Annotated in this window: 17 protein-coding genes and 1 pseudogene; 3 read left to right on the top strand and 15 right to left on the bottom strand. The window is 40.1% G+C overall.

What is annotated here, in order from left to right; translation table 11 throughout:
- Positions 1-294: 294 nt before the first annotated feature.
- The 4 genes from L4F93_RS05420 to L4F93_RS05405 form a co-directional block, all read right to left on the bottom strand.
- A complete protein-coding gene (locus tag L4F93_RS05420; protein WP_250351467.1) occupies positions 295-1,464 on the bottom strand; it encodes a pyridoxal phosphate-dependent aminotransferase in 1,170 nt (389 codons plus the stop codon).
- Between the two features lie 408 nt (positions 1,465-1,872).
- On the bottom strand, positions 1,873-2,382 hold the full coding sequence (gene hemG / locus L4F93_RS05415; protein WP_250351466.1) for a menaquinone-dependent protoporphyrinogen IX dehydrogenase: 510 nt from the start codon (positions 2,380-2,382) through the stop codon (positions 1,873-1,875).
- Complete coding sequence (locus tag L4F93_RS05410; RefSeq protein WP_250351465.1) at positions 2,382-3,845, bottom strand: TrkH family potassium uptake protein; 1,464 nt, start codon at positions 3,843-3,845, stop codon at positions 2,382-2,384. Before L4F93_RS05410 ends, hemG begins: the two co-directional genes overlap by 1 nt.
- A gap of 11 nt (positions 3,846-3,856) precedes the next feature.
- Entirely contained in the window at positions 3,857-4,468 is a 612-nt protein-coding gene (locus L4F93_RS05405; protein ID WP_250351637.1) for a YigZ family protein, read from the bottom strand.
- Positions 4,469-4,538: 70 nt separating this feature from the next.
- On the opposite strand from L4F93_RS05405, the gene tusA reads away from it, so the two are divergent.
- Positions 4,539-4,778, top strand: a complete 240-nt coding sequence (gene tusA / locus L4F93_RS05400; RefSeq protein ID WP_250351464.1) for a sulfurtransferase TusA — start codon at positions 4,539-4,541, stop codon at positions 4,776-4,778.
- A 61-nt stretch (positions 4,779-4,839) separates the two neighbouring features.
- On the opposite strand, the gene L4F93_RS05395 is transcribed toward tusA, so the two are convergent.
- Positions 4,840-5,523 carry a 2,3-diphosphoglycerate-dependent phosphoglycerate mutase gene (locus L4F93_RS05395; RefSeq protein ID WP_250351463.1) on the bottom strand — a complete coding sequence of 228 codons (684 nt, stop codon included), beginning with the start codon at positions 5,521-5,523 and terminating at the stop codon, positions 4,840-4,842.
- Between the two features lie 242 nt (positions 5,524-5,765).
- Here L4F93_RS05395 and envC point away from each other — a divergent pair, with 242 nt between their 5' ends.
- Together envC and L4F93_RS05385 are read left to right on the top strand one after the other, a co-directional pair.
- Entirely contained in the window at positions 5,766-6,980 is a 1,215-nt protein-coding gene (gene envC, locus L4F93_RS05390; RefSeq protein WP_250351462.1) for a murein hydrolase activator EnvC, read from the top strand.
- The gene (locus L4F93_RS05385; RefSeq protein WP_250351461.1) at positions 6,980-7,855 is read left to right on the top strand and encodes a divergent polysaccharide deacetylase family protein; all 876 of its coding nucleotides are present in this window, start codon (positions 6,980-6,982) and stop codon (positions 7,853-7,855) included. The genes envC and L4F93_RS05385 overlap by 1 nt, the downstream gene beginning before the upstream one ends.
- Before the next feature lie 768 nt (positions 7,856-8,623).
- Here the strand turns inward: L4F93_RS05385 and L4F93_RS05380 are convergent.
- The 10 genes and pseudogenes from L4F93_RS05380 to L4F93_RS05345 form a co-directional block, all read right to left on the bottom strand.
- Positions 8,624-9,094 carry a hypothetical protein gene (locus L4F93_RS05380; RefSeq protein WP_250351460.1) on the bottom strand — a complete coding sequence of 157 codons (471 nt, stop codon included), beginning with the start codon at positions 9,092-9,094 and terminating at the stop codon, positions 8,624-8,626.
- Positions 9,087-9,605, bottom strand: a complete 519-nt coding sequence (locus L4F93_RS05375; RefSeq protein ID WP_250351459.1) for a Panacea domain-containing protein — start codon at positions 9,603-9,605, stop codon at positions 9,087-9,089. Before L4F93_RS05375 ends, L4F93_RS05380 begins: the two co-directional genes overlap by 8 nt.
- Positions 9,606-9,869: 264 nt before the next feature.
- Entirely contained in the window at positions 9,870-12,086 is a 2,217-nt protein-coding gene (locus tag L4F93_RS05370; protein WP_250351458.1) for a DUF927 domain-containing protein, read from the bottom strand.
- Positions 12,083-12,310, bottom strand: a complete 228-nt coding sequence (locus L4F93_RS05365) for a hypothetical protein (RefSeq protein ID WP_250351457.1) — start codon at positions 12,308-12,310, stop codon at positions 12,083-12,085. The genes L4F93_RS05370 and L4F93_RS05365 overlap by 4 nt, the downstream gene beginning before the upstream one ends.
- The gene (locus tag L4F93_RS12415; protein ID WP_265748292.1) at positions 12,311-12,433 is read right to left on the bottom strand and encodes a hypothetical protein; all 123 of its coding nucleotides are present in this window, start codon (positions 12,431-12,433) and stop codon (positions 12,311-12,313) included. It lies immediately after the preceding gene.
- Positions 12,426-12,659: a hypothetical protein gene (locus L4F93_RS05360; protein ID WP_250351456.1), complete on the bottom strand. Its 234-nt coding sequence runs from the start codon at positions 12,657-12,659 to the stop codon at positions 12,426-12,428. The genes L4F93_RS12415 and L4F93_RS05360 overlap by 8 nt, the downstream gene beginning before the upstream one ends.
- Positions 12,649-12,891 (bottom strand): hypothetical protein, encoded by a 243-nt coding sequence (locus L4F93_RS05355; RefSeq protein WP_250351455.1) that lies wholly within the window; start codon positions 12,889-12,891, stop codon positions 12,649-12,651. The genes L4F93_RS05360 and L4F93_RS05355 overlap by 11 nt, the downstream gene beginning before the upstream one ends.
- Positions 12,884-13,108 carry a host cell division inhibitor Icd-like protein gene (locus tag L4F93_RS05350; RefSeq protein ID WP_250351454.1) on the bottom strand — a complete coding sequence of 75 codons (225 nt, stop codon included), beginning with the start codon at positions 13,106-13,108 and terminating at the stop codon, positions 12,884-12,886. The genes L4F93_RS05355 and L4F93_RS05350 overlap by 8 nt, the downstream gene beginning before the upstream one ends.
- A 51-nt stretch (positions 13,109-13,159) precedes the next feature.
- Positions 13,160-13,441, bottom strand: a pseudogene (locus L4F93_RS12445) (hypothetical protein); the annotation flags it as partial.
- A 124-nt stretch (positions 13,442-13,565) separates the two neighbouring features.
- The gene (locus L4F93_RS05345) at positions 13,566-13,832 is read right to left on the bottom strand and encodes a terminase small subunit (protein ID WP_250351453.1); all 267 of its coding nucleotides are present in this window, start codon (positions 13,830-13,832) and stop codon (positions 13,566-13,568) included.
- Between the last annotated feature and the right edge of the window lie 160 nt (positions 13,833-13,992).

The following is a 13,992-nucleotide window of genomic DNA, read 5'->3' as shown; positions in this document are numbered from 1 at the left end:
GAATTTTAAGTTAAGCATCATTGATTTCTAAATTTTAAATCTTTTTGAAAATCAACGAATGCCCACACAGATTGTCTGATTGATTGTTAAAGAGCAAAAAAAGAACGACGCGATTTGTATCATCTTCACTTCTACAACGTCGCGTCGTTGTGTGCGGCGTATTATAGACACCTCGAAAATCTTTGCAAGTCTTTTTTTGCAAATTTTTAAGATTTTTTATCACTTGATGACTTTTACGCCAACTTGCAAAATTATTCACCTAAGTGCGGTGAAAATTTAGCTTATTTTATCTCTCTAGAGCCATCCTTTTTGACGAAATGTTTTCCACACTTCAATAACATACGCCATTTCTTCCGGTGTACCTAAGGTTAAACGGTTGTAATTCGTTAATGGCAGGAAAGGACGGCCAACAACAATATTGTATGCTTTCATACGTTTTGCATATTCTACACTATCACCTTTGATACTGTGAAAAATGAAATTTGCACTACTTGGTATATAAGTAAGCCCTAATTCATCAAGCGCTTTCATCACCATACGACGAGATTCATCTGTAACACGACGGCTTTCTTGTAAAAATGCGTTATCTGCTAATGTTGCACGTGCAGCCACTGCAGCGGTTAAGTTAGTGTTATCGGCGCTTAAGAATTGACGTAAATAGTCCATTTCTGATTTCGCTGCCACCATATAGCCAATCCGCAAGCCTGCCAATGCATATAATTTAGAAAACGTTCTCGTTACAGCTAAATGTTCAGTCCCTTTACGCACCCATTCCATCGCGCTGGTGAATTGCGGATCACCTTCGGCATATTCTGCATAAGCCTCATCAATCAACAAACGATGATTCGCTGGAATATTATCTAACCAAGGCGCCAACTGGCTACTTGGCGTCAATAATGCAGTTGGATTATTTGGGTTACAAAGATAAATAATGCTCATACCATCAAATTGATCCGCAACCGCACGGATTGCTTTAAGATCAAATGAGAGATCCTCTTTTAGTGGAACTTTCACCACCGGCACATTGCGTGCAGCGGCATAATCTTCATAAATCCCAAATGTTGGATCGGGCGCAATCACTTGTACAGCTTGCTTTTTCTCATTCGCTTGCTGAATCCAACCTGCAATCACCGCTTCAATCGCTTCAGAAGAACCATTACCTAATCCTATATTTTCCGTATTAAGATTAAAACGCTTGGCAATATCCTCAATCAAACCTTCACGTTCACTGTCCGGATAACGATTGGATAAATTGAGATGATTAATAATCGCCTGACGTGCAGACTGGCTCATTCCCAAAGAATTTTCATTAAAGTTTAATAGCAGAGGGTGTTCAGCGCTAGGTAGCGTAAATGTTGTCTGCGTTGTAATGGCTTGTGTTTCAGCAACGACTTTGTGGTGAAAAAAACCTGCAGCAAAACCCGCAGCGGTAAGTTGTAGCATACGACGACGATTAATTTGCATAATTATTCCTTATTAAGTTTTAGTTATTAAATTTCCAATTCATAAAGCAAGCAATTAAAGCCTATTAAAACTTACTTTAACGGCGTTAAATTTGTAATAATTCATTAAAATTGTCAAGTAATAAAACCTATATCTTAAATTAATATTTAAAAATAGTGAATTTTAATTCAATGAGACTCTTTTGACTATACGCTATACAATGACGTTCTAATAGCAACATACGATAGATGTAAGATGAGAAAAATGTTCTTGCAGAAAAGTGAAAAAGGAAACGAGAAGATGGAAGTCTTCTTCAGGGTTAGTCTATCTTTTATATCACGTTAATGCAGGGGTGCAAAATCCACTTTAACGCGACTTATGCAAGTGCGGTGGAAATTTTGTTAATTTTTCCACCGCACTTTCTGTTGGCTAATTAAGTTGCTTCAGCTGTTCGGCAAATTTGTCCACTTTTTGCCAATCGGTATATTCAATTTCTTTACTGGTGTCCGTTTCGCCGCCCGTAATTTTCATAATAAAGCGGATCATCATTCGGTCGAACCAGCCATAACGAGGATACAATAACGCCCCCGCAAATACCGCACATAAAGTGGGGTTCCAGTGGATACGTTGCAAAAATTTTTTGACATATGAATTCGTTTCTGGCGTATCCTTGCCGGCTTTACGCGCAGTTAAATTCACGCCAAAAAATGCCGTTTGTTTGCGATTTAAAAGTGCGGTGTTTTTTTCGATAAATTGATAAAGCAATTTGTTAAAATGTCCGTAACGGATTGACGCACCGATGATAATGCGATCAAATTCCGCTAAGTCAGGCACGTTATCACTAATGCTGCGCACTTCGGCGATTAATTTTTCTGCCATAAATTGGGCGATTTTCTGCGTTTGCCCATCACAGCTAGAATACAAAATCAAAGTTTTCATCAAGTTCTCCAAAAAGCAGGACTGAATAGCACTAAGAGTGAAAAGATTTCCAAACGCCCTGCCGCCATTGCAAAGGAAAAGACATATTTTGCACTATCTGGCACACCGGCAAAGCTTGTACTGATGATACCTAGCCCCGGTCCTGAATTTGTAATGGCGGCAAAAACAGCACCAATGGAATCAAATGCTTCCATTCCGCATAAGATAGCCGCAAAGACGCATAGCCAAAATGTAAGGAAAAAGGCAATTAAAAACGCCCAGATCCGTTCAATAACCTGCATAGATAACAAATTATCACCGAGTTTAACTGGCACAACAAGGCTTGGATGAACTAACGATTTCAGTTCTCGTTTAAACTGCAACCAGACAACTAAGACACGGATCATTTTAAGCCCTCCCGAGGTTGAGCCGGCACAGCCCCCTAATAACCCCGCAAAGACAAGCATCATTCCTAAAAATGGCGGCAATTGATTGAAATCAAATAACGTATAGCCTGACGTCATTGCCATAGACGCAGATTGCGCACTCCCTTGGGCAAAGGCATCAATCAGCGAAAGGTTATCGTAAGAAAGATAAAGCCCTAGAGATAGCACGAGAATAAAGAATCCTTGAACGAAACAAAAAAAACGAAACTCAGGATCGTGCCAATAGGTTTTCCATATACTTTGGTGTTTCATATGTGTTAAAGCCGTAATGTGCAAGCCAAAGTTACAACCTGCGACAAGCATAAAAAATGCGGCTAAAAAATAAATTTTGGAATCATTAAAATACCCTAAATTGGCATCGTGAGTGGACATTCCACCATTAGAAACCGTAGAAAAACTATGGGAAATCGCGTCAAACATTGACATTCCCGCCCACCAATAAGCAAGAATGCATACAACCGTAAGCACGCAATATAAAATCCATAATAGTTTTGCAACTTCTGCAATTCTCGGCAAATTTTTCTGATCTTTCAGTGGGCCTGAAGATTCAATGCGATAAAGCTGGCTTCCTCCAATCCCTAAAATAGGTACAACGGCAACAACCAATACAATCAGCCCCATTCCCCCTAGCCATTGTAAAAACTGGCGATAAAATAAAATGGATTTCGGCAAGTTATCTAGCCCAGACATTACCGTTGCACCTGTCGTCGTCAGGGCAGAAAATGCCTCGAATACCGTATCCGCAAAATCCATATGCACTTCATCAAATAACAAGAATGGAATCACCGCCAATAAACTCAACAGCACCCAGAATACCACGACGATTAAAAAACCTTCTCTGGCGCGCAATTCCTGTTTATGTTGATGACAGCTCCACCACAACAGCGTGCCAAAAGAAAAGCTAGCAATGAAGGCTTGCATAAACGCTTTTCCTCCCCCATCACCATAAATCAGTGCCACAAATGCTGGCACAAGCATTGTGGCAGAAAAACACATCACCAAAATGCCGATAATTCGAAAAATAGATAATATATGCACAATGTTCTCTCTTATTTTATTGCGAGGATTGTTAGCTGACCGGCAGAACGTTCCGTTAATTCTCGTTCAAACTCAGCCTGTTTATCAGGACGGATTGCCAATACAAAATGGACTTTTTCTTGGAAATCTTGCGATTCAATCAACACCTCTTGCTGCACACATAAGTGTTGCAGCCAGTTAATTTGGTCATACTCACAGGTCAACCCAAAATGTTCTCGCTCCACTTTCATTGTGGTTTCAAGCAATTGCAAGGCTTGTTGCACGCCGTTGCCATAAGCACGCACCAAGCCTCCTGTCCCCAGCAAAATCCCACCATAATAGCGCACCACAACGGCACTGACTTCACCAATTTGGCTACCCAGCAACGCATTTAACATTGGCTTGCCTGCTGTGCCTGCGGGTTCGCCATCATCGGAAAAGCCTAAACTTTGGGTATCTGAGGGTTTACCCGCGACCGCCGCCCAACAATGATGGCGGGCATTTGGGTGCTGAGTACGAATTTCCTGCCAAAACGCTTTCGCTTGTGCTAAACCTTCTGTATGTTTGAGATACGTGATAAAACGGCTTTTCTTAATTTCTTCTTCAAAAACCACCGCACTTTGCGGAATTAAATATTCCATAATCCAGACTAATTTTGACCAATATTTAATTGAGCGGTATTATACGCACAAAATTACTTCAACTAAATAAACAATGAACGAAATTAATATTCATCAACAGTTAGATACCCAAGGGCTACGCTGTCCTGAACCGGTAATGCTAGTACGCAAGCAAATTCGCCATATGCAAGCGGGGGAAGTGCTACTTATTCTGGCTGATGATCCTGCTACCACAAGGGATATTCCCAGTTTCTGTCAATTTATGGATCATCGTTTACTCAAAAGCGAAACAGAAAGCCCCCCGTTTAGATATTGGGTGCAGAAAGGGCAATAACGAAGAAAATCAGAACAAAATAAAAAGGTGCGGACATTCGCACCTTTCTTTTTTAACGGGATTATAGATAGAATTTATCTACAAAATTTAATTTATCGTCAAGTTTTAGCACTAATGGCTGACCTGTTGGGATTTCAAAATCCATAATATCTTCATCAGAAATGCCGATAATGTGTTTGGCTAAGGCGCGCAATGAGTTACCGTGAGCGGTGACTAATACACGTTTTCCTGATAATAACGCTGGGGCAATTTGATCTTCCCAGAATGGTAAAACACGCTCTAAGGTTACTTTTAAGTTTTCGCCATCAGGGATCACATCAGGCGGTAAATTTGCGTAACGGCGATCATTATGGGCTGAATTTGGATCATTTGGATCTAGTAATGGTGGTAATGTATCGTAAGAACGACGCCAAATATGCACCTGCTCATCACCATATTTTTCTGCCGTTGCTTTTTTGTCTAAGCCTTGTAATTCGCCATAATGACGCTCATTTAAACGCCAACTTTTCACTTGCGGGATCCAAAGTTGGTGAGACTCTTCCAACACAATATTACAGGTTTTAATTGCACGAGTAAGTACAGAGGTAAACGCGATGTCAAACTCATAGCCTGCATCTAATAATTTTTTCCCTGCCGCTTTCGCTTCTTCTACACCACGTTCCGTTAAATTAACATCACGCCAGCCAGTGAATAAATTTTTCGCATTCCATTCACTAAAACCGTGACGAATAAACACTAATTCCATAGAAAATCTCCTAATGTTAATGAAAAATACTGCGCCACTTTATAGCAAAAATTTCAGCCTTTTAAAAGGAAAAAGCATTACTTTCCTGATCTTTCGCAAGGATTTACCGCATTCTGATTTTTCTCCAAACCGCGATTTTCTGATTTACTCAAAATTTTTCCCGCGAACATTTAGCGCCTTGCTCAAATAATGGTATAGTTATGCACATTTTTAGCCATTAGGGCGATACACCAATTTTATTAATGAGAGAAAAAACGTTGAAAAAACGCACCGCACTTTTCTTTTTTGCCTGCACCCTACCTTTCGCTGTGCAGGGCGCGGATCTGTCTGCGATTCAAAAACAGATCAAACAGCAAGAACAGAAAATTGCTGAACAAAAACGTGAACAAGACAAATTGCAATCCACCCTTAAAAATCAGGAATTGCAAATTAATGGCGTGGTTGGACAACTTCGCCAAACGGAATCAGATCTAAAAGCCATTCGCCAAATGATCGCGGATACCGATAAACAAATCAAACACTTAGAAAAACAAGAAAAAAGCCAAAAAGAAAAACTGGCTAAACAGATCGATGCAATGTACCGCTCAGGCATTAACCCTTCGGTGCTAAAGAAACTCTTTTCAGAAGATGCTCAAAAAGCAGAGCGAATGAAAGCCTATTATGAGCATATGAACCAAGCTCGTCTTGCCTACATTGAAGATCTCAAACAAACGCAAGAACAACTCAAGAAAGAAAAAGCCAATATTCAAACTCAACAGCAAGAACAACAAGATCAGCTGAATGCGCAGAAAAAACAACAACAGAGTTTGCAAAAAGTGCAGCGCGAACGCCAATCTACGCTCAATCAGCTGAATAAGCGTTTAGCCAAAGATCAAAATAAATTAGATAGCTTAAAAGAAAACGAAAATGCCTTACGCCAACAAATCCAACGCGCAGAACAACAAGCGCGTGAACAAGAAAAACGTGAACGTGAAGCGTTAGCGCAGAAAACTCGCCAAGAAGAACAAAAAAACCAAAAGCCTTACACGCCAACCGCCCAAGAAAAACAGCTTATGGCAAGTAGCTCAGGGTTGGGTAAACCACAAAGGCAATATCAATATCCCGTATCAGGCAAAATTCTCAACCGTTTTGGTTCAACCCAAATGGGGGAATTGAAATGGAAAGGGATTGTGATTGGCGCAAATGCTGGAGCGTCTGTACGCGCGATTGCTGATGGACGAGTTATTTTAGCTAGTTGGTTACAAGGTTATGGCTTAATGGTGATCATTAAACACGGTGAAAACGATCTAAGCTTATACGGATACAACCGCGCCGTTTCAGTCAAAGAAGGGCAACTGGTGAAAGCAGGGCAAAAAATTGCCGAAGTGGGAAGTTCTGGGGGACAATCAAGATCAGGGCTTTATTTTGAAATTCGCCGCAAAGGTGTTGCAGTAAATCCAACAGGTTGGTTGCGATAATGAAGAGAACTTACCAAAAGCAAATCACCAAAAAACAAAGTGCGGTCAAAAATTTACTGATTTTTTCTACCGCACTTTGCTTGAGCCTCTTCCCCACAATTTCGATCAGCCAATCTCGCCTTGCCATTGTTATTGATGATGTGGGCTATCGCCCTAAAGAAGATGCTGCAATTTATGCGATGCCAAAAGAAATTTCGGTAGCAATCATTCCTTCCGCACCCTATGCCAAACAACGCAATCAACAAGCAATGCAACAAGGGCGAGATGTGCTTATTCATTTGCCCATGCAACCTATGGGGAATCATAAGATTGAATCTGGTGGTTTGACACTTGGAATGACACAGCAGGCAGTTCGAGAAAGAGTACAAAATGCCAAGAAAATCGTTTCTGCCGCCATTGGCTTAAACAATCATATGGGTAGTGCTGCAACCGCAAATCAAGATTTAATGAATAAATTAATGACGGTATTAAAAGAGCAGCACCTCTTTTTTCTTGATAGCCGCACTATTGGGCGTTCTGTCGCAAGTAAAACCGCAAAACAATACGGCATAAAAGCACTAGATCGCCATATTTTCCTTGATGATAGCGATGAGTTTAACGACGTTCAACGCCAATTTCAACAAGCCATTAATTATGCCCGTAAGCAAGGTACCGCCATCGTTATTGGACACCCTAGAAAAAATACGATTGCAGTATTACAAAATGGCTTACGTCACCTCCCTCAAGATATTCAATTAGTGAATATAGGCAGTCTATGGCGTGGTGAAAAAATCGTCCCGCAAAAACCATTTATTATGCTCTTTAATGCAACACCAGCCCCGACATCCGTCGCCCCTTTTCGAGAAATACCATTACTAAGAGGGATACCAAAATAGAAGAGATCAAAAAGAAGTGGCGGAGATAATGGGAGTTGAATTATAACTATAACATATTAATATATAACAAAATTTAAATTAGAAACCCTAAATCTTGGTACAATTCTTGGTACAATTATCCAAAGTCACTTATAAATTAGACCATTTTTTATACAATTATTCCGGACGTAGAATGGACGCATTTTCAGCTTCAGCTAATGCGCTTTCGCTTGATGTTAATTATTCCTATATAGCTATGTTTTCTCTTTTTATTGCCTCTGTAAAATCTGCATTTCCACCACAATAAATTATGTAGCATAAAACATAAAATTTTTCATTTTTTTAATTTGGTAAAATTTCACGCAAAAAAAATTTTTTTATATATTAGCAAAAAATCATAGGACAATTAGGACAATAGGACAATTCTTTAAATTACAATAAGTTAAGTCGCAAAAATTGTCCTATTGGTATAGGACAAAATAGGACAATTTAGGACAATTTTAGGACAAAAGGGCCATTTTGGTTAATTTTTGAACTGCTCTATTTTAGTAAATCGCTATTTTCGCTAATTTTGGCAAAAATTAAATGTAGCATATATGCTACAAAAATAACAAAAATAAACAAATTAAATCGTGATAATAACACAAAAATCAAACGCTCGAATGGTGATAAAATTCTTAACATCTTAGAGATCATTTGTTTTTATGCTTGATTTTAATTTCGTTATGTTACTCCTCAATCACTGCCCTTGCTTTGTTTATGTCTGCTTGTTACGTGACCTTGTCATCCCTACAAGGCGTTATCTTGTTTGATAGATGAGATAATTTGATCTTTAGTGATTTTGGGCAAATTTACTGACCGTTTAACCACATCAATAGCATTCCTTAGCACATAGGGGCATAATTTACCTTTGTAGATTTCACTAAAACCATTAATTAGTTCTTGATATAAATGTGAAATATTAAAGGCTTGGTGCGCTTGAATGCAGTTTAAGATTGAATCGTGAGATAAAAAAGGATGGTCAACTTGTGGTATATCCACTTGATCGGCGAGTAAGCCGGGGTTGTTGCTGATATAAGGATGGATTTCTGAATTGATAATAAATACTAGTAGCGGTTCAACCGACGCAATCATTACAAATTTATATTTAGGTGGAGTTGTAAAATCACAAAACAATCTTAATACAGCCCCAGCCTTTAAATGATTGTTTATAACTGGCTCAACAATATCTTGAGGAAATAAATGCGAAAAACTAGCCATTTAGATAGCTTCTTAATTGCTCGCTATTTTTACTGTGCTTTACAAAAGCCTCAAAGACAATTTCATTATTGCGATCTGCTTCTTGCCATAAGCTATCGTGCGATTTGTTATTTAATTCGGTAAAAGAAAGTTCACCATTCTCAGCAATAGATTCCTCTAGACAGTCTATATCACTTTGGCTTAAATAATCGCTATTTTCGTGCCTCTTTGCTTTAACGTTAAATTCTTTTACTTCTAAGGCGTCTCTAATTGAATTAATAATTTCGTGAGGTAAATAAACTTGCTCGCCTCTCGCTACTTTCAAAAAGTTATACGCATTGCTTGCTACTGGTCCGTTTTTCATTGCGATATAACTATCACCTGTAATAAAACGCCCGTTTCTTTCTAAATGCTTTCTATCTGCAAAAAACTGTATCTTAACAATGTGATAAATATCTTTAATCGGGCAACGATTAGCAATATAAAGCAATGTTTCTAACGCTTTTTCTCCATCAAATGCCATCTTAAACATAATCCCCCCTAATTTTTGCATTAAAAAGCAAGGATGCAACTTGACTTGCGAGTAGATTACACAAAATAACCCCCGGGACAGTGGTTGCATCACGCTTGAGGGCAATTCTACATAAACCTTAAACAAAAGCAAGGCTATTTTATTGTCTCTTATTGTGTCTATATGCCTCTGCTTGCCTCATTAGCACGATTTCCACCACCACAAGCAAGCAATAAAAAACGCCCATTACTGAGCGTTTTATTGTGGTGGACGTTATACCGTTGGTTATGCCTCTTGCTTGCTGTTCTCAAGCTCAATAACAGGATAAAGCAAATAGCACCTTGTGCGCTTAGGGTCGATTTTATGCGGTAGCTTGGTCATATACTTATAGCCCTTTTCATTGCCTTTCTTCAATATCCCTTTATCTAGCAATATTTGACAGGCTTGTTCTTTCGGGTTGCCATTTATGGCTTCCTCAAACGCCATTGGGTAAAGGTAAAAATGCTCAATGTCGTTATTTTCGGTTAATGTCATTCGATAACCTGCAATGTTATGAATGGTTGGTTGATGAACATTCAAAGGATAATGAATAAACCGCCCCTCTGCATTAGCCAGTAGCCAGCCGTTCACTTGTTCTATCACTTGCATTTCTTCACGGCTATGCAAGCCATACACATTTACCCATTCATTAAAACAGTGTAATAATGCTTCAGCACTTTCCACCACCGTCCATAGTGTTAAATGGCTTGAAAGGGTGAGTGCCGTTTCTAGCACAGCAAAACGACTTGCTACCCGTTGCACTTGTGGGCTTGCGTCTTGTGGTAAGCGTGCCAGCCATTTATTTTTAATCTGTTGATAAATGTTTACTAAATCACCTTGATTAGAAATAAGCCACGTTATCCACTCCCGACCAATTGCCCCATAATGCTTTTTACTGGCTTGGTTTAAGTGGTCTGCGTGGGTTTTACCGTCTTTGAAGTGGTGGAATTGTGTGGCAGATGTGATAGGAATATTCAATAAGCGCACCAACTGCCCCGCGTTGGTTTTTATGCCCGCTTGGGATAAATAGCCCTCTAGGTCAATTTCACCCGTAGAGAACGCCATAATGCGCCAGCGGTTCACTTCTCTATTGCCTCCGTCTTTTGCTCCCTGTACTTTGCCAATACCATTAAAAAGCGTGTAGGCGGTTTGCTCGGCGTGTTTTTTATTTGCCCCTTGTCCTATTTCGTCCATCACTAAAAAGCCGTCATTGCGTGCGGCTGCTTCGTTGCTTAAGCCTAATGCGGTAGCGTTCCAGCTCACTCTGGTAATTTCGGGGTGTCCGTAAATGCTGGCGGCAATATTGGCGGTGGTAGTTTTCCCACTGGTTGATCCGCCGAATAAATGCACTCCAAAGCTATCTGCCTCCAGTAAATGAATAAGCGGTGCAGATAAGGCACAAGCTACACCCAACATCATTGAAGCATTGCCCTTTGCATATTGCCCGATTTCATTTTGCCAGCTCTCTAATGTGCCTTTGACTTGGTAGCCTGCAAAGCCTGCAGATTGTGAACGGAATAACACGGGGCTATCAGGCTCACCAATGACTTCACCATTTGGCAATAAATACGCGCCATTCTGCCAGCCTGTGGCGTTGGTAATCGTCCATAGTTTACGATCGCCCGTGGTTTGTAAATAATCCGCTAATTCGTTTTTAAGTGTTGCATTAGAGGTAACTTTCAAGCCACGATTTTTTAACGTCCGCCAGCCCTCTCTTTCGCCAATATCACCAAGGGGCAAAGCCTCGGTTACTTTCTCTTGACTGTTTTCTAATTGCCATTGCAACACTAAATAACTTTCGCTTTCACTGCGTCCAATGCCAACCACGTCCACCACATCAGAAAGCCATTGCACACGCTCGATAATTTCGCCTGTGTCTTTGTCAAGTTTCGGGATAATGCGATATAAGCCCGTTTTTCCGCTCTCTGCGCGTTTTTCTATGTAAGGTGATAGATTATTCGACTTTGTGCTTTCCCCCTTGCTCTCGCTTGCCTGTGCGATAATTTTCGCGGTTTCTGCTTCTTCGCCTTGCTCTCTCAGGCGTTGAATATAACCGCTTAAATTTTCGATTTGGGAAAGGGTTACACCGTCCACCAGCTCCACAATTTCGGCTTTTGTGGTGGTGGCAAGGTGTAAGCAAAGTGCGGTGATTTTTTCTTGAGAAAGTTCACCACATTGAATGAGTTTTATTGAACGCTGTTCATCGGTCGCAATATGCCAATTAGCTAACTCGGCTAACTGATTATCCCCTAAAATCACGGGCTTTTGCTCATAGCGGGGGATTTCTCCCCCTGTAGTTTTAAAAGGTGAAATTTGCAAACCATCAGCGATATTACGCCATTCTATACCCGCTCCTTTGTCCCACGCTTGCCAAGCACGAGAACCAACCAAAACAAGCAATTCAAAGGCGTGTTTATTCCACGGCTCTTTTAAGTGCGGTGCGTTTTTAATGAATTTTTTCATTTGTTGCCCTCCGCCAATTTCTCGCTTTCCATTCGTTCTATTTCTAGCTTTTCCACGTCCGCCACTACGGTCATTAGAAGCCCAATTAAAAACTTGGTTGAACGCTTAAAGGCTTTATTTTTGGCTTGCTGAGTGGTGTTCAGTTCTTGATTATTAATTAGCTCAAGCAACAATTCTCGCCCTTGTGCAAGCCCCTCTAGCAGAGCTTGGCTTTCCTTTTTCATTTAAATTTTATGGTGGAAACCATCAGGGAAATTCTCAAAGCATTTACGGTTAGCTTGTTTGATTAGCTCGCCTTGGCGTTTCCATTGTGGGAAATGGCTAATTGTTAAGGTTGGTTTAGTCATTGCTTCCCCCTTTTAACATTGCAATTCTGTCTTCAATTATTTCAAGTTTGGCATATAGCAGGCTTTCAATGCCCTGTAGTGCATCTTGAATTTCACAATGCTCTAACGCTTCAATGTCGGTACGGCTTGCTAGGATATTTAATAGCGTGATCGGTTGATGCAATGCTTGAATATCGCTTTCCAAAACGTCAAATTGTCTTGTTTTGTTCTTGGTATTAGCGTTCATTGCTCACCTCCGCTTTGCTGTCTGTTTGTTCTTGCTCAAGGGTGATCGCTTGATATAAATCCATTAATGCACCTTCTGCCAGTAAATTAAAACCATTCACTAGCGTTAAATCGCTCTGGCTGTATTGGCTTTCTATGTGGCTTTTTAATAAGTAAATCAGGGCTTCCAGTTCAGAAAAGCGCGCTAACATAAATTCTTGTTTGATATTTGGGGTAATTGGAGGATTAAACATTTTTCACCTCCATCATAGCTGAAGTGAATGTAACAGGGGATAAAGTGCGGTGATTTTTCGCCAAGTTTTGAACGTTAATGCAACCCGCAAAAATGAGAATAAACCACTTAGCTAATTTTGCTCTTGCTTGCATTTCAGTTTCGGCAAAAATGCGGATTTTTTGAATTGTATTGGTTAAGTCTGTGCGACGAATTGCCGCAAAAATGAAGAGTTTCATTGCGATTTCCTTGTATTGATTATTCAAGGTTACCGCTAAAGTTTCCAGGCTTGGGCGGTAACGTGTTACGGGCTGGAAAACTGCGATACAAGGAACACAGCAAAGGGCGAAACCTTTCCCATAACACGCTACCATAGAAGAACACGCTCTTTTTAGGCGTTCTTTGGGTGTGTTTGTGGTACGCATAAAAAAACACGCATTTAAGGGCGTGTTACTATACGCCTTGTATAAGTTCGAGTTTCCAGGCTCGGCACTGTTTGAAAGTGCGGTATTAAAATACGATAAATTTATGGCGGTTGTAAAGAAATTTCTACTATAATCTTGCTTAATCATTCGGGTTTCTCCTATAAATTTGAATGATTGGGGCTTGCTGGTTGGGGAATTAGCAAGCCTTTTTGTTGGTTTTCCTCATTTTGAGTAAAAGCACGATTTCGATCTCAGGTTTTATCTACGATCTTTATTCCTCATTAAAGTCTGGTCGCCCGTTAAAGTGCGGTAGTTTTTCGCCTCGTTTTCGTTTTTCTGCTATCAGGTCTTTAATGCGGTAATAGACTCGATAATCATTGATAAGATTGCTTGCCCTTGCTCGTAGGCTGTGCGGTTTCATATTGGCGGCGTTTGCGTGTGTGGCGATATAAGCCTGTTTTGCATTACCTAACTCAATATATTTCTGTACAAAGGCTTCTTTTCTTGGGGTTAATTCTTCGCTTCTTCGTCTTGGCATTGGCTTCTCCTGTGTGTCATTTTGATGCTAACTATCTCATTGTTCTTAAAGCAAAACGCAAAATTGCGTTCACCTATCCTATTGATTCTTAAACAATCCTCATCTTTGAGTTTTGCGAAATCCATTTCTGGATTTTGTCTAATCAACGGGTGAAAAATTT

The organism is Avibacterium sp. 20-132, from assembly GCF_023611925.1.
In the GTDB taxonomy this organism is placed as follows: domain Bacteria; phylum Pseudomonadota; class Gammaproteobacteria; order Enterobacterales; family Pasteurellaceae; genus Avibacterium.
Note: the sequence above shows the minus strand (reverse complement) of the source record. Positions and strands in the feature narration are given on the sequence as shown.